General features: G+C 65.6%; 5 protein-coding genes and 3 pseudogenes. 4 read left to right on the top strand and 4 right to left on the bottom strand.

All coding sequences use genetic code 11. The annotated features are described in order from the left end of the window. Together ADL12_RS18570 and ADL12_RS18575 are read right to left on the bottom strand one after the other, a co-directional pair. Window positions 1-1,584 (bottom strand): hypothetical protein (locus ADL12_RS18570; protein WP_159053193.1); only part of this gene is annotated, 1,584 nt, incomplete at its 3' end. Between the two features lie 1,202 nt (window positions 1,585-2,786). Continuing rightward, window positions 2,787-3,370 (bottom strand): annotated as a pseudogene (locus tag ADL12_RS18575) (thymidine kinase); the annotation flags it as partial. Between the two features lie 132 nt (window positions 3,371-3,502). Between ADL12_RS18575 and ADL12_RS52740 the strand changes: the two are divergent. Together ADL12_RS52740 and ADL12_RS50535 are read left to right on the top strand one after the other, a co-directional pair. Continuing rightward, a pseudogene (locus tag ADL12_RS52740) lies at window positions 3,503-3,601 on the top strand (NUDIX domain-containing protein); the annotation flags it as partial. A gap of 470 nt (window positions 3,602-4,071) precedes the next feature. Further along, entirely contained in the window at window positions 4,072-4,434 is a 363-nt protein-coding gene (locus tag ADL12_RS50535; RefSeq protein ID WP_107119959.1) for a helix-turn-helix domain-containing protein, read from the top strand. A 57-nt stretch (window positions 4,435-4,491) separates the two neighbouring features. Here ADL12_RS50535 and ADL12_RS18580 read toward each other — a convergent pair whose 3' ends face one another. Next, complete coding sequence (locus ADL12_RS18580; RefSeq protein WP_079052120.1) at window positions 4,492-11,472, bottom strand: polymorphic toxin-type HINT domain-containing protein; 6,981 nt, start codon at window positions 11,470-11,472, stop codon at window positions 4,492-4,494. A 109-nt stretch (window positions 11,473-11,581) separates the two neighbouring features. Beyond that, window positions 11,582-15,193 carry a LamG-like jellyroll fold domain-containing protein gene (locus ADL12_RS18585; RefSeq protein ID WP_425265114.1) on the bottom strand — a complete coding sequence of 1,204 codons (3,612 nt, stop codon included), beginning with the start codon at window positions 15,191-15,193 and terminating at the stop codon, window positions 11,582-11,584. 386 nt (window positions 15,194-15,579) lie between these two features. Between ADL12_RS18585 and ADL12_RS18590 the strand changes: the two genes are divergently transcribed. Then, on the top strand, window positions 15,580-16,029 hold the full coding sequence (locus ADL12_RS18590; RefSeq protein WP_244187940.1) for a low molecular weight phosphatase family protein: 450 nt from the start codon (window positions 15,580-15,582) through the stop codon (window positions 16,027-16,029). Window positions 16,030-16,049: 20 nt separating this feature from the next. Continuing rightward, a pseudogene (locus tag ADL12_RS50540) lies at window positions 16,050-16,632 on the top strand (FAD-dependent oxidoreductase). Window positions 16,633-17,169 lie beyond the last annotated feature (537 nt).

Genomic DNA, 17,169 nt, shown 5'->3' on the forward strand with positions numbered 1-17,169 from the left:
CACGACGACTCGGCTGCCAATTAGGAATTGCGAATGATCGCTCCGTAGGGAATCGACAGCGAGGTCGTCCGTCGGGAGGCACCAGCACCACACCGCACGCCCGGTGCTGCGCATACGGTCGATGACCTCGCCTGGGTGCCGACGGTCAGGTTGATCGTTGTAGTTGTTCGTGCCACGGTCACCCGTGAGCTGGCCGTTGATCACCAGCGGGTAGGCGCTGCGTGCCGCAAGTTCCCGGGTAGCCGCGCCCGGCTCTCCCTTCGCCACCTCTTCGAGTGCAGCTTGGGCGAGCTCCTCCGTTCCGCGGAACGTGGCCTCCCAGTCCTTGGCCAGCTCGCCCGGGAACGCCGACTTCAGGTACTTCCGCATCCGTTCCCGCTTACGGGAGTCCTCTTCGGAGACGGAGCGCATGACCAGGGAGGAGGCCACGTCGAGCAGCAGCTTGGTTGTGATGTTCTTGCGGGTGCTCTGTCCGGTGATCGCGATCCGAACGGCGGAGTGGATCGACTGATCACGTTCGGCGAAGAGCCGAACGATCGCCGCCGCTCGGACGGACGGATCGGCGTTGAATCCAGCGGCCTTCGCCTGGTCAGGGGTGAGGGCGCCACGAAGCCAGTCGGCTTTGGCCGGAGTGATCAGTTTCCGCCGCTCGATCTCGTCCACCACGGCGTCGGCGAGGGCCTCGTTTTCCGCGGCCTCACCCCACGGCTTGGGGGAGTCTACGTGCCGGAGTGCGACCAACGACTTCACGGCAACGCCGAAGTCGGTAGTAGTGCCATCGTGTGGCTCGAAACCAACGAGCAGCAGCGCCGGGAGCCGTTCGCAGCGCACGGTGACCGCCACCTCGGGGTCGACCTGTGCCGGGTCGCCCGCGGTCGTGATCGCCTCGTTCAGCTTGCGGATGTGGGCGCGCAGCTTCGCCGTGTCCCGAATGTAGGGGACGTCGGCGGACCTGAGATCGAGCAGGTCGTGGGCGCACGTCACGCGGCTCGACCCCTCGACGGTGACCGGAACCGTCACCCCGGGTGTGTTGTCCTCGTGCTGGAAGGCCGTAGCGGCGAGCCACACCTCCGTCATCACGCCCTGGTGACGGAGGGACTCTCGCCAGTCGTTGTGGTCGAGCACGTACTCCTTGGCCAGTTGTGCCGCCCACGCGAGGTGTTCCTGGTTAGCGAGCCGTTGTACGAGTTCCGGGCGCTTCCCGGACGCCGCGATCGGCTCGGCCAGCGGGCGAAAGCGCGTGCTCTCGCCAGTACCGATCAGGTTCGACGCCGGGTGCCGCCGCGACGGACCGATCCGCGGGTTCCGCGGGTCCGGGATGATATGGCGCGCCCATACGTCAGCCCGGATGGCCAGGATCACGCCGCCGGGCACCCGCAGCCGCTCGGGGGACTCCGCCGCCCTGCGAGCGATGGATGGGTCGACGACAGCTTGCGCAAGGGCCATTGCGGCGGACTCGCCCATGGCGAAGTGCTCGATGAGTTTGTCGGCCAGCTTCCGTGTCGCGGCCGCCAACGCAGGCATCGGCAAGGCTTCGACGGGGCGGGGCAACACCGTCTCGCCCGAGGTGGATGATGACTCCATCAGATGGTCTCCGATCTTCGTCCCGGTGTCCGTCCGGGAACGCACCCGGACGCCGTGGTCGTCCAGGGAGATCGGTCACGCTGTTTCCCGTTCTCCCCCTCGGCTCGCCCGGGTAGGACCCGATGTGTCCGAGACGGCATCAGCACGCTCGACCGCATTTCCGAGACGTACCGGCGCCGACCGCCGGCGTTGCCGCCCACCGCCCCCATGGCGAAGGTGAGGAGCTTGAGTCCGCTGATGTGACTGCGCGAAAGACGCTAGCAGCGAGGTCGACATCTCATCAGAATTCCTCTTTTCTATGCCCGTTGACACTAGAACTGTGCTAAGGCGTGCGCTCGAGCAGGGCTTCGCCCAGTCACGGGCCGACTCATCGAAGGCGTCAGCCCAGGACGGCCGACTTCATCACCATGCGCGAGGGATCAGCAGCCCGTCGGTTCCGCCCCCGGCGCGAGCGGCGCCAACCGAGACCGTCCCTCCACCCTCACCGTGGCACAAATACGCAGGTCAGCGCCGTGCGCACGACCAGCCATGTTTTGTGGCTCCTGTCGGGGACTCGAACCTACGGCCAAGCCCACTACGGCAAGTCATAAGTCGCCGCCACGGTGACCCGCCCTCCGCAAAACCGCTGGTCGCCCCCGTTCCCATCTGTTGGGTACCCCGCCGAGGGTTCGAACCTGCGCAACGCCCGTCTTCTGGCACCCCGGCACGCTTCGAGCTCAGAGCGAAACGGTCGCCGTCACCACCAACGACCCACCCCCGACCGGCGACGATCCGGCTTCCCATGTTTTGCGGCTCCCGCCCAGGACTCGAACCTGCGGCCAAGCGCCATCGGCCTACCGCTTCAACTGGACGACCGTCTGGATCACCAGCTGCCCACCCCCAACCGGCGGCTTCCCTCGTTCCCATGTTCTGGGTCCCCCGCCGGGGATTCGAACCTGCGCGGTCACCGGGATGGCGTTCCCGCACCGGCACCCCGGCGGGCACCGAGCTCAAAGCGAAACGGCCCGCGTCACCACCAACGACCCACCGGTGACCAGCGACGATCCGGCTTCCCATGTTTTGCGGCTCCTGCCAAGGACTCCAACCTGCGGCCAAGCCCCCTTCCCGAACCCACGGCCCAGAGCCTCCCGCTCCCCCATGGCCAGCCCGGCCGACAAGCAAGTCGACGCACTTCTCGCCGGCCAGAGGTCAACTGGCGGTGACGGCAGCACGTCCGGCGACAGCGCCGCTGCCCGCGCCGTGGCGCTCGTCATCCGCCGGCGGTGATGACGCCGACAGGGCACCTCGTACCCGACCTCCGCCGCCGATAGAGACACGTCGCCCACGACGACCTGCTCCCCCTCGACGACCATCTCCCCATCACCGTGCGCGCATTGTGCGTGGCCCGAGCACCGCACCAGCACATCGCCTCGACCTGCAAAGTCTCCAGGCGATCGGCAAGTTCGATCAGACGCTGGGAGCCAGGAAAAAGCCTCGTCCGGAAGTCAGTGGTGATGCCGAACGCGAAGACGTCCAGCTCCAAGTCATCCACGATCCGGGCCAGTTGATCAATCTGCCCGGACAGCAGGAACTGGGCCTCGTCCACAATCACATAGTCGACCCGGCCACCCCGAGACAACTCCTCCACCACATATCCGTACGGATCCAGCCCCGGCCCAGCCTCCACCGCGTCGGTCACCAGCCCCAGACGCGACGACAACTTGCCCTCACCCGCACGGTCATCACGCGTAAAGATCAGACCCTGCAGACCACTCGCCGTTCGATTATGTTCGATTTGTAGCGCCAAAGTCGTTTTGCTTGACCATCCACCATCTACTGATCTTTCAGAATGAGGCCAGCTGGCCCGGGATGGTGGCGGGTGTGCCGCAAGTCGTGCACCCGCTTGCCGAGCGGTGACGCGAAATCCTCTGGGCTGACGTATTTGTACGAGGAGACCGGCGTGACCGTGAAGCCCGAGGTGCTGAACGTAGCCCATGTCATCCACAGCGCCTGGGGCGCCGAACGGCTTCCTCACGGCCTTCGCCACCCGTAGCTTGACAGCGGTCCTGAAGTGTCCCTCGATGGCTAGGGCCGACCGCGGGCCCAACAGATGACATCCAATGCTGCAGCAGTCCTGCCGGGTAAGACATCGAAGCTCCCGGCGGACACGTGTGATCTTGGTCGAGAACCCATCTACCAGGAGCTTCGTCGTTGCGCAGGACAGTCCAACTCGCAGTCAGGGACCGCCAGCTTGAAAAGGGCTCACTGACAGGTCGAAGCCGATCAGAGACGTGACCTTCCGTGAGGACGCTGTTGCATCCGGCCCCGGAACGCACCCCGGACGCTGGCAGCCTTGACCAAAACCGCCGAGGCCGCCGATCACTACCGGACTCAACCTCATCGCGCCCACCAGCCGAGCAAGATCGCTCCTTGCGATGCCCCACACCCGACCCCACCCTGCAAGTCGAACACTGCCCGCAATCTCCGTCACATTAGTAGGCTGTGAGGATGACTAATCAGCCTAGTTTTTCGAGTATCTTGCGTGGCCTGATGGAGACCCGTGGACTGTCACCCCGGGCAGTCAGCCGAGCCTCAGCGCGTGCCGAATCGACCATTCTGCAATTGCTCCATGAGCGCATTAAACCAACACCGGAAATAGTGAAAGACATCGCACCGGCACTGCAGATGCCAGAAGCCGATTTGCTCACAATCGCCGGCCTCCCAGCGACGCCTATCTCAAACCACCCCGAACCCTACCGCAATACGGCCGAAATTGGCGAGCTGGTCTCGATCGCTGGCTCGCTAACGACCGCGCAAGTCCGGCAATTGCTTGAGCTAGCCCGCAAGATCAAGAACGACGACCACAGTTGAACACTCTACTGCTCCCGCTCGCCCAGTTGGGCGAGCGGGAGCAGTAGGAAGTGGGACTCACTTAAAAGCGAAAGGATCCCAGCTCGCTCCACCCGTGTTGAAGCCATTTCCATTCAGAGCATCTCGCGCCACCGACTCCATCCCAGACCCATTAGGCCTGTAGTGGCCAGAGAAGTTGTCGAGCCTAACAATGGACCCGTTCGATACGTCGAATGTTCCCGCCATCGCCACAGGCTTTCCTCCGGAGAGGCTCGTGTGCCCGGGAAACACGCCGCTGTCATAGACGCTCTCATGAAACGCCCTCACTGAACCTCCCGGCATCACCACGTAATGGTAATTGCCGTCCTGGAGGTTACCTCCCCTAGTCAACATTGCGCCCGCGGGCAGGGGGTCCTGCGGAGTCGTATCCGTACCGCGACGCCCGGCGACATATGTTCTGGTCATACCTGTGCTTGGTCCGCAGGTATTGTGCACAAGTACAGGCGTCCGGCCAGCCAGCACGTAGTACGTGTGGAGGTCGTCGACGGTGAGGTTGTAGGTGCGGGCGTGCTTGGTGAAGGGTTTGTTGGCGGTGACGATGACAGTGTCGCCGTCGTCGGTGCGCAGGGTCATTCCCGGTTCGAGGTTATCTGCTTCGACCCAGCGCCTCTCTGAAGGTGACCAGAAGGGGTGCTCGTGGGTTGCCGTCAGTTTTTCAATGCCATCCTCGGTGGCGATGGACAGCGTGTTGAAGTGCTTGTCATCTTCGGTGCGGATGAGCCGGGTGACCTCTCTGGGGCCGGTTTCCCCAGTCTTTGGATCCGTTGCAAGGACTTTGTCGCCAACCTTGATGTCCTTGATGGCCTTTGTCTTCCCGTCGGCAAGCAGCACGTCCGTGTCGCCAAGGAAGCAATTGCAGCCGTACGAACCTCCCCCTACACCCAGAGCTATCAACTCAAGAGCCTGGCGCATGGAGCTGGCAGTGAATTCCTCCCAAGTCGCCTCTGATGCGCATGCCTTTGCGTGTTCGAGGCAGTATGTCGCCGCTATTCGCTTCGCACCGTCCACATCATCGTGGCCAAGCAAGTAGCTATATGCCGCCCGGCACCCAGCTCGCCCATAACAGGCCATGGACAGTCGGTCGCCCTCTCCCACCTCGGTTGCCCAGAAGTCGCCAGCTCCCGATGTTCCGCTGCCGTAGGCGTAGAAGTAACTCAGCAGGGCGTCGCGATCATCTGTCTGCGGTCCAATCTCCAACAAACGCTTTTCAACTGACTCGCCGCAGCCACTGTTGCAGGGGTAGTACGGGCGCGGCTTGCTGTAGTCGACGGCTTCGTTGGGACGTCCGTTGCCTGGTGTTCCGTCAGGCCGCGTGGGGCAGGCCGGATACTCACCACCGCAGGCGAGGCCGAGGCCGCTGGGGTCGCTGAACGTGAGGGGGTTGTTGGCGCTGTAGCCGTAGCCGTTGAGTGTTTGGGGTTTGTCGGTCTCGAGGAGTGGGTCGACGCTGATGAATTGGCCGATGGCGGGGTCGTATTGGCGTGCGCCGATGTGGGTGAGGCCTGTGGTGATGTCGTTGGTTTTACCGAGGAATCCCTTGTCGTCGGGCCAGGGATTTCCGGTGGGCTTACCACGCTCGGCGCCGAAGGGGCTCAGGTAGCGCTTGCTCGGGGTTTGGGTGTTGTCGGCGGTGATGGCCAGGGACTGGGTGCCGTGGTGGTCGCCGGCGAGGTAGGTCAGCTTGTTGGCGCCGGTTGCGTTGGAGCGGACTGCAGCCGACCCGTAGTAGCGCTGGGCCCACAAGGTGCCATTTGCCCTGAGGTGCAGTTCCGTTGTACCGGCGTAGAGGACACGTTCTCCGCCCTGGGCGGTGCGGACGAGGATGGAGCCGTCAGGGCCGTAGAGATAGTCGGTGGCTTTGCCGTCTTCAGTTAGCTTGGCGAGCTTGCCCTCTTCGGACCAGACAAGCTCCTGCGTCTTGTTCGGGCCGGGGCGCCTGGTGGTGTTGCCGGTGTCGTCGTAGCTGTAGGTGCGGTCGGGGTTGGTGCAGTCGGCTTTGGTACTGGTGCCGGTGAGAGCGTGCGGCTGGGTTGCTTTCTCGTGGCAGTAGGTGGTGTTGGTGTTGCCGGTGGCCTTGTGTGTGGTCTCCAGGCGACGCTGGCCCGCGCTGGTGTACTCATACGAGGTCCAGTACGGGGCCGGCCCGGACAGGCTGGCGGCGCTGCGGGGATCGGAGCACTTCTGCGAGCTGGGGGTCCAGGCTTCGGTCAGGCGGCGGTGGCCGTCGTAGGTGAAGCACTGGGTTTCCGCGCCGCCGCCGAGGGTGGAGGTGTCGGCGATGGAGGTGACGTTGCCGGCCTGGTCGTAGCTGTAGTTGAGGTCCTGCAGCGGGCTCGGGTGAGCCTGGGCGTGGATGTAGCTGCGGGTGACGCGCCCGGTGCCTTCTTCGAATGTGTTCGCGAGGTAGCTCTTCTTGGTTTCCTCGTTGTTGGCGGTGCCCAGGGTTCGCAGGTCGGCCTGGCCGAGCGCGGTGTAGTGGGTGTCGAGGATGTAGCCGGTGCTGCCGCCGAGTGTGGTGGGCTGACCGAGGCCGTTGTAGCCGTACTCGACGATTTCGGAAGGCAGTCCACCCAGGGCGGGTTCCTCAGTGTTCTGGAGGGTTCCGTCGATGTTGTAGTAGCTGGTGTATTCCAACGTCTGCGGGGCTCCTGCCTCGACGAAGGAGTCGTTGGCGGGCAGGTCCAGCTTGGTGGCGGTGGGTCGGTTGAGGCTGTCGTAGGCGGTGACTGTCTGGGTGTAGGCCTGGCCCGCCTTGCCGCCGACGTAGCGCGTGGAGGTGGCCGGCTGTCCCTTGCCGTTGGGGACGGTGTCGTAGGTGTAGTTGGTGAGCTGGGTGGCGTCCGACTTTGAGCCCGCCCAGGTGCCCTCGATGCGGCCGATGGCGTCGTAGTCGGTCACGACCGACTTGCCCTCGGCGTTAGTGGTCTTAATGGCCTGGTCGAGAATGTTGTAGTCGGTGTCCGTGGCGCCCGTATCCGGATCCGTGGCTTTGTCCAGTCGCCCGTACAAATCGTAGGTGTAGCCCCACTCGGCCTTGTCGGGGCCCGTGATCGTCTGCGGCTTGCCGTCCAACGTGAAGCCGAACTTCGTGGAGGTATAGGTGGCACCGAGACCGTCGCCGTAGTCGCTGTCGGCAGGGTTCTTGCCCGCATACTCGCGGGTTTCTACGGTGCGCCCGAGGGCGTCAGTGATGGTCCGGGCGGCCGATCCTCCCTCGAGCGCCGAGGTGGCGGTGGAGTCCCCGGTGTAACTGGTGGACGTGGACCACTTCTTGACGCCCATGACCAGCAGGCTGCTGGTGACCGGGCGGCCTGCGCCGTCGAAGACAGTCTCGGTCTGGTTGGGGGCCTTGCCGTAGGCGGCGCGGGCATACTTGCCGTTGGGCGTGCTGAGGATGTCGAAGATGTCCGCGTGCGTCTCGTAGGCCAGACCGCGGGTGTCGTAGCGGGTGTCCGTCAGTAGCCGGCCGCCCTGTGGGGTCGGGGACTGGGTCTGCAGCGGCCGCAGCAGCGCGTCATAGATTGCGTAGCTGGTGTTGTAGGTGGTGCCGTCCTTCTTCAGGGCCGAGCTCGACACCCAGGACTGGCTCTTGTTGTCGATGTGGTAGGCGAACTTGCTGTTGGGGCTCTGGGTGCCGCTGTCCCGGTTGGGCAACCACACGTCGGTGAGACGGCCGAGAGCGTCGTAGGCGAGTTGCGTCTTCTTCGTGTTCGCGTCGAAGCTGCGCAGCACCAGACCACGGCGCGCATCAAGGTAGCTGATGCCCTTGAAGCCCTTGGCGTCCGTTGAAATGGTCTTCGTCAACGGGCCGGCAGTGGCGGGCGTGTAGGCGGTGGTGGCGGGAGGGATGGTGCTGTCGGCGCCGCTCACACTGGTAGTACGGCCGAGTTCGTCGTACGCGGTGGCGGAGACCTTCTGCCAGGTGACCGCGGCGGTCGAGCTGTAGGCCTTGGCGCGACCGGTCCAGGTGGCCAGGCCCTTGGTCGGCTTCATCGTCGAGGAGTACGCGAGGTTGTCGTACGCGGTGGCGGTGTCCGACAGGACATCGCCACGCTCGGCGTCGACCGCCGGCAGGGCGAGGTCCGCGTTAGCCACGGCGCAGGGCTTGCCGACGGTGCGTGAGCGCGAGACCAGGCTGGTCAGCCCCGCCTCGTCGTTGCGGGCATACCAGGTGACCTGGCAGGTTTCGTCTCCGGTCTTGGCGTCGTCACCGCGGTCTTCGACCTTGTTCGCCATCCCGTAGTCGTCGTAACTGGTGGCCACAGTGTGGGCGCGCCACTTCTTCGCGGCGGTCAGATAGGTGTGGGTGGTGGTCTGTTTGGTGCGGACGTAGCGGGCTGCGTGGTCGGCCGCATCGGGCACGGTTTGGCGTGCGGTCTCCTTGGACCACGGCTCGTTCACCTGCGCGCTGATGGCGGTAGCACCGTCGTAAGTGACCTGCTGGCGCAGTTGGCCGGCGTACTGGTCGCTGTCGGCGATCCCGGCGACGCCGAGGGAAGGCGCCGCGAGAGGAGCGAGGGTGACAGAGCGGGTGGTGCCGTCCTTCTTCTTGTCGCCGTCCATGCCCTGCATGAACAGCGACACAGCCTTGGAGCGGGTGGTGCTTTCGGCACCCGTGTACGCAGTCACCTGCCGGTAGCCGCGCCAGTCCGACCAGGTCCGCTCGTCCTTGGGGGTGAACGGGTCGTCGCTGTGATGCCAGGCCGCACCAGAGTAGTCGTAATGGTGCTCGACTGCCTCGTTCTGCGCGGTCGGGTCGGCCACGGTGACGGCCAGGACGCGGTACTTGTGGAACCAGTCCACCGATGCGTTCTCGGCGCCGTTGATGTTCCAGTACTGCGGATAGCAGGAGCGGGTGTTGGTGTCCTCCGGTGCGGTAAGGACTTCGCTGCGCTTGCACTCCGGGGACGACAAGTTGACCGTTGTGATGGCCCCGGTCTCCGAAGTGACGGTGGAGATGCGGTGCCGCTTCATCGGCAGGATGTGATCCGTGCCGTCCACCCGGTTCGGCCGCAACTGGTACGTGAACGAGATCGGGTTGACCGTGATATCAGTGCCGGCCTTGGCCGTCCGTTTGATCGATTCCAGGACCAGCACGTGGTCGGAGGTGTCCCCGATGTCGCCTGCGTCCTTGTAGTCCTGGCCCAGCGTCCAGGAGTCCACCGGGTCGTAGGCCTTCGCGGTGGCGTTCCAGGAGTAGGTGTTGATGCCTGTCAGCCGCTTGCGGGAGAAGAAGGACGGGCCGGATGCGTTGCACTCGGTGTCACCATCCGAGCAGATCGCGTCGAACGGGACGTCCGGCCAGTTCTTGGCCGTGTCCTTGGTCAGCTCGGCGCAGGCGCCGACGGTGCAGCGTTCGGCGTGGTCGAGGGTGACCCTTGCGTCGGCGTCGTCGGTGAACAGGGCGCCCTTGCGCAGCCCGTACTTGATTTCCTTGAGGTAGCCGCCGCGGGTGTAGGAGGCGTTGGCCGTGGTCGCCTTGTTCTTCTTGTAGTGGTTGGATTCCTTCGTGTACCAGTAGGTGGAGACGTTGCCGCTCGTGTCCTCGACGGAGTCGAGGTTCCACCGCCAGGCCTGGGTCAGCGCCCGGTCGGCGAACGCGTCGCCCTTCTCATAGCCCGGCTCGCCACTGTCGTCGCCGAACACCGGCACGGTCCAGGCGGAGTTGGTACGCTGGTCCGTCGCGCCGTCAAGCTTGTTCAGGCCGAAGACGTACTTGATGCCGTCCCCGGTGATGACGGTCCAGTACTCGCCGTCCTTGCCGGTGTCGCCCTCGTCCCCGTTGTCAGCCCCGGTGGAGCGGGTCACCTTGGAGGCGTCATCACCGGAAAGACGCCACACACTGTCGCTCACCTTGATCAGACGGTTTGACTTGCCGTCCAGGACCAGCTGGGCGTTGTCGTATTTCCAGCAGCGGTCGTACGTGTCCGCGTGGCCGTCCTTGTCGCAACGGCCGTAGCTGCGTTCGATGTAGGAGTCCGAGATGCTGAAGCCCTCGCCGACCGCGCTGCCCTGGTTGTTGGTGGTGGCGGTGCGTCCGTCGATGCTGCCAGAGTCATACGACAACGACACGCCAGGAGCGGGCCCAGCCGCCGCGGGCGGCAGGGTGAAGTCGTAGGACCAGGTGAACGAGCCGGAGCTGCCGCCCGCCTGCCAGGCTGCCGAGTTTGACAGGGCGGTGGCGGAGTAGTCGCCCGTGCCCTTCGGATTCTGGCCACTCACGGCCGCGGCGGTCACCGCCAGCACCATCGCATCCGAACCGGCTGACGCCTGCTGCGACGACTTGCCTACTTCGGCTGCGGGGAGTGTCACCTGCGCCGAGACACGCTGCTCAACGACATCATTGGCCGACTTCAGCGGGGTCTGCTCGCGGCATTCGGGCTTCTCTGGCGTGGTGAGGACGCACGCGGGCAGCTGCACCAGGTGCAGGCGCTCGGCCCAGCCGCCGCCCACTGCGGAGGCGAACTGACCGTAGCCGACCTGAATGTTGGCCGGGCCTGCTTCGTCGGCGGTGGCGGTCAGCAGGACGCCGATGAGGCCGGCCTTGCGGGCGGCCTTCTGGTCCAGGACGGTGATGCGGGCCTGACCGTCGGCAGCCTGTGCCTTCTTGCTCGTCTTGGGATTCAGGGTGACCGGCATGCCGCTCGGTGTGGCCTTGATCGCCTGGGCGCCGGCCAGGTCGAGGGTGGCGGTGCCCTGCTTGGGCCAGGTGGCCTTCTGCTCCTGGCGAGCCTCGTCTCCTTGGGCATCATTGGCCCTGCGGTCCTTGGCGACCTTGGCGCGGGCCTCCTTGGCACCCAGCTCGTCCATCACCTTGACCTTGGTGACACGCTGCTCAGGCAGGTCCGGCTTGCCCAGCCCCTTGTCCTCGGCCACCGCCACGGTGGTCTGGCCCACCGGGGCCAGCAACGCGGCCGCCAACGTGGTCACCACCAGGGTGCGGCCCCAGCGCCAACTCTCCACTCTTCGGCGCCTTGAGGTGCCTATGCCAAACGCCATCAGATCTGCCCCGCCCAGTTCATGAAGAAGGAAAGTGACTCAAGTCGTGTACGCGGCCTACAGCGGCCATGGGGTGGGCCGGGCTTTCGCCCGGCCCACATGTCGCAGGTCAGTCGCCGACGTGGGCGTCGATCTGCTCGGAGCTGGCCATCGCACCGGCCCACAGCCGCACATCGGAGATCCGGGCCGGTAGGTGGTGCTTCAAGGTGCCGCCGTCGAAGGCCGCACCGATGGCGAAGTCGCCGGTGCCGAGCTTGACGCTGTAGGCGGTGTCGTCGCCGTTTTGGTTGTGCCCCAGGTAGAGGCTGATCGTGCCGTGCAGCGAGTCGTAGATTCCGGTGAGCCTGACAGGACTGTCCAGGGCGGCTACCTCGTCGGAGACCACGGAGCTGAACGTGCCGTCCGCGTTGAGCCGGCCGAAGTGCCACCGGCCCGAGGGGGTGACCTTTTGGATGTCCTCGCCGGTGTCTGGATCGGGGACGGTTTCGGTCTTCTTGTCGGTCATCTTGAACCACAGGCCCCAGGCGGCGCCGTCCGTGGTGCGCTGGCCGAGGACTTGACCGATGTAGCCGACGTCCTTGGTGGCGAGCTGCGCGCTGTTCAGCCTGACCGAGGTGGACACGGTGAACGCCGCATGGTCATACACCAGCGGGCCAGGCGCAGTTGCCGCGCCGTCGACGCCGTTCAGCACGATCTCCCCACCGCTCAGTGAGGCTCCGCCCTGCAGGGTCAGGTTCTTGCCGTAGCCGGAGGTGGAGTCCGCCACGGTGGTGCCGCTGCCGCGCGAGGCGTCCCAGTCCGCCACCAGCTCCACGCCGGCGAATTGGGCCGAGGTCTGCAGTTTCGCCTCGTCGTCGATGAGTTCGCTGGACAGGGCCCGCTGCCAAATCGCGACCTCGTCGATGGAGCCAGGGAAGTAGTTGGTGTAGCTGGTGCCACTGGCGCTCTGGAGGCGGCCGAACTGCAGTGGCCCGTCGGAGGCAATCGTCTTGGACACCGCCACCGGGTCGCTCTGTCGGCGGGCGTCCACGTAGAACGCCAGCTGCCCGGCGTCCGGGTCGTAGGTGGCCGCGAGATGGGTCCAGACGTTGGGCTGAGCCTCGTACACCGAGTACCTGCCGGTGAAGCTGGTGGAGTCGGCGTTGCGTACGCCGAAGTACCACTTCTTCTGTGAGGCGATGTACCACAGCGCGAACGGGTTGCCGTCCGAACCCTTCTGCCCCAGCACTGCCGCGTCCTTCGCCATCGAGTCCAGGCGCACCCAGGCGGAGATCGTGTAGGCGGCGCGGGGCTCGAAGACAGGGCCGTTGGTGGCGGCATTTCCGGTGCTGCCGTTGAGGGCGAGGCCCTTGTCGGTGATCACGTCCGTCAGCGGAAGCCCTTCTGCGTCATGCGTGATCTGCCCGCGCCGGCCCCGGTCGTCACGGACCGCACCGCCCGCCAGCGTCGCGTTGTGCCGCGTGGTGCCGCTGGCCGTCCCCGTGTCGATCGCCGCACCGCTGGCTTCGTCAAATCGCCAGCGCCCGAGGGGCCCTTCACCCGAGTTGACCAGGAAATCCACGGTACTCTGCGCGCCGGGCCTCCCCTCTTCTACGTTGTCGACGGCCCGGACGTAGATGCGGTACGTACCTGAGCGCGGTGGTGTGAACGTGGCAGATTTCAATGTGGTGCGGGTCCAGGCGGCCGCAGACGACATCTTGTACTCGTACTCGTAGGCGCCCACGTTCGTGTCCCCGCTGCCCGGTGCGAAGGTGAACGTCGCCTTCTGTCCGGGGCCTCCCTTGGCCGCGCAACTGTCCGGCAGGCACGGGGTGTAGGGGGCACCGAGGGTGACCTGGGGGGCCTTGGGGGCGGTCTTGTCGACTTTGAAGTAGCAGCCGGTGGTCGATGGGCCGGACAGGTGGCTCTTGCCGCCGTTGTAGTACGACTGCACCCACGCCCGGTATCGGTACAGCTTGGCCTCGGACAGTGTCGACCAGGTGATCGTTTGCTTCTTGCCGTCGCCGGCATACGCGTCGCCCGAGGGCCGCACGTCACCATTGCCGGCAGTCGTGTCCGACCAGGTCTTGTCGGTGTTCTGCTGATCCAGATCGAAGAAGATCTTCAGCTGGGCCTCCCGCTCACCACCTGGCTTGGTCTGCGTGGTGGCCGCCAGGGCGGGGTTCGGAGAGGAGACGATCGCCGGGTCGGATGCGTCTGTCTCGCACACCGTGCCCGTCCCGGTGACCAGGCCGACACCGGTGGGCTTGTCCGGCAGACCGACGAAGTTCACCTCGAGGACCGCATCGTTGCGGAATCGCTTCCACGCCGAGGTGTCCGTCTCGTCGTGCGCCTTGATCATCAAGGTGAGGTTCTTGAACTTGCCTGCCGCGAAGTCCCGCACGGTCGGGGTCAGGTTCTCGTTGGACTCCGCGGGGTTGTCGTTGAACTCGATCGGCGCGTCCGGAGAATCCGGATCACACAACGAGCCCCGGCCCGCCGACACATGCTGGTCCCCCATCGTGTCCCAGCCGCCGGGACGTGAACTCCAGGTGGTGGCGGAGGAGATGTTGTCGCTGGTGCGGATCAAGTCCACCCAGCGCGGGTCGCACTGGAACGCCCAGGGTTCGGTCACCCGGAACGTGGCGTCCAAAACCTTCTTGCCTTTCAGCGCGGCCGGGGAGAACTCGAAGTAGAGCCGCTGCACATAGCCTGGCCCGCAGTAGTAGTTGTTCCAGGTGCCGCATTTGCCCGCGCCCTTGCCCAGGTTGTCCTCGCCGTTGCCCCAGGCATAGTCCTCGTAGCCGTCCGAGCGCAGCAGAGTGCGCTCGGATTCACTCCACGTGATGCTGGGGTCGATGAACAGCGGGTACGCCGACGCGGACGTGCCGGTCAGCATCTTGGTGTCCGGCACGATCTCCAGGGAGCCCTCGTCGACCTGCACGTCCATGGGGGACACCGCATCACCCTGGCCGGGCTCCAGTCCCTTGCCCGACGGGGCTGCTTCCGACGGGTCCGACGGTTGGTCGGTCTCGGCCAACGCGCTCTTGGCCGCCGCGGTCGGGGGCTGACGGGCGTCTTGGCCGGCCGAGTCCCACATCTGGGCCCGCGGCGCCTTGAACACCGCCTGGCCATCGCCGTCCACGGCGGCCAGATTGCCTGCCGCGCCCTCCCGCACGTTCAGGCCCGCGGTCTTCAGCCCGAAGGTGAGCTTCTTCAGTTCCTCACTCGCCGCGGCTTGGGGGGTCTTCACCACCAGCACATGCTGGAAGCTCTCCACCGTCGCGGTCACCTTCAGGTCGACGCCCGGGAGGATTTCGGGGTAGAGGGCGCTGGCGCCATCCAGCTGCGGTGCGGGCAGCTTGCCCGGCCACTTCAGCTCCAACGAGCGGCCCCGGCTGGCGATCCGCGCCAGCGGATCACCATCGCCACCGCCGGAGAACACCATCTGCGGTGCCGCCGCCTTCGGGGCCACCGAACCATCCCCGCGCTTTTCCAGCGTCGCGTCCGGCGCTTGCCAGCCCCCACCGGGCTTGGCCACCCGCACCGGAACCGAGGACTCGCGCAGCGTGAATGAAAACCCGTCAGGGTTGGCGAGGACAGTCGTGCGCTCAGAGCGCTCGCTGGCCACCTCGACCTGTGTGCCGGAGGCCTGCGCCTCGGCCAGCGCCTTTTGCCCCTCCGAGAGCCCCGGAGCTTCCACCGCCGTGGCCGCCCCAGCCGAGCTGACCGGCACCACCACTGCGGAGACGAGTACCGCAAATACAGCAGCACCCTCCCAAACTCCACGTCTGGCACGTCTTCCACTCAGACGCCCCACAAGATCCGTCCGCCCCACGAGCTGAACCCCGTCCCCCGAGTCACAACATCTTCAAAGAGTGAAAGCGATTGAATGCACATGACTGACCACCGTCAAGGGTTGCGTCCACTTACAGCCGAACTCTCAGACCCGGAAGACCACACGACAACAGAGTGTTCAAGGAAACAACGGCAGGTCAGCTACCCAGCAGAACCGACATATTCAGGGGTAATTCAAGCCACCATTGACCCACTCTCACGGGAGGCGAACCGACCTCCGCCCGGCGCACCGAACGCACAGTCTGCGCACAGAATGGTCACAAGCCGCCGATGTCGACGTCAGGTCGCCTATGCACCGTCCCCGACCAGCGGACGGCGACTCCGCGTGGGCGACGCGACCCTCGGTCGCGCCACCTGGTCTGCCACATCGTCGACTTCCAGCGGCGTGCCGGTCTCGACGGCATGGACGAGACCGAGTATGCCCGCACCGACGGCGCGGCCGTGAACCCGACCGCCGTCGAGGCCATGCGCGAGGTCGACATCGACATCTCCGCCGAAGTCCCGAAGATCCCGACCGTGGACACGGTCAGGGAGTCGGACGTCTGCATCACCATGGGCTGTGGCGACACCTGCCCGGTCTTCCCCGGCAACCGGTACCTGGACTGGCAGCTGGAGGACCCGGCGGGCCAGGGCGTCGAGGCCGTGCGCCCGTTCCGCGACGAGATCAAGGTGCTGGTCGAAGGCCTCATCAAGGAGATCGCACCGGGGCTCCAGGCATGAGCACGACCACCGACACAGCCATGGAACCGGCCGCTAACATCCGCAACGTCATCATCATCGGCTCAGGGCCGACGGGCTACACCGTCGCGCTCTCCGCGGCTCTCGCGCCAACCTCAAGCCTCTCGTCCTCGTCGGCGCGATCTTCGTCGGCGGTTCGCTGACGACCACTACCGAGGTCGAGAACTTTCCCGGCTTCCCCGAGGGTGTCCAAAACCTCGAACTCATGGAGACATGCGCGCCCAGGCCGAACGCTTCGCCGACGACAAGATCTCCTTCGCCTTCGACGGTAAAATCGCTGAGAGCAAGGAGATGGGCGGCATACTCGGGGGCGTCGCCCTGCGCGACGTCTTCACCAGCAAGACCCGCGACGTGACCGGCCTGTTCATCGCGATCGGCCACGACCCGCGTACCGAACTGCTCACGGGCCAACTGGAGCTGGACGCCGAGGGCTATCTGAAGGTCGCCTCGCCGTCGACCCGCACGGACATTCCTGGCGTATCCGGCGCAGGGGACGTCGAGGACCACACCTACCGTCAAGCCATCACCGCAGCCGGCTCCGGATGCGCGGCGTCGGCTCGATCCAGCCCGACAGCAAAGAGATAGCCACCCAGTCCACCGAAGGCGACAACGGCTAGGGCTGCCCCGCCCCACGCCCAAGTTCGACTTGCCATCGGAGCATTATGGGCGGCACACCATGATCAAGACGATAGGAAGGGGTCACCGACACCAACGTTCGCTCCCCCTCAATCGACGTTGCTTGGAAGGCGGAGAGCTGGGGCCACCGCTGAACTCGGCGCGCTTTCCGCCACGAACAGCAGGGTCAAACCCGCGGCCAAGCGCCACCGTCTACCGACTCAACCGGACGACCGTCTGAATCCCCAGCTGCCGGCCCGCGACCGACGGCTTCCCCCGTTCCCATGTCCTGGGTCCCCCGCCAGGGGTTCGCACCTGCTACCGCTCGCTCGGCACCCCGCCTGACGAGCCAAGTCACGCCCCGCCGGCCGCTCCCCTATTTCACAACCGTTGCACAATCACGCAGGAACTCCCGGGAACCCGCAGGTAGAAGCGGGAACCTCCTCCCAACAAGAAATGGCCCTGACCCGGGCAAACACCCAGGTCAGGGCCACAAAAGCAGACGAG

The sequence above is a fragment of the Streptomyces regalis genome, assembly GCF_001509475.1.
GTDB lineage: Bacteria > Actinomycetota > Actinomycetes > Streptomycetales > Streptomycetaceae > Streptomyces > Streptomyces regalis.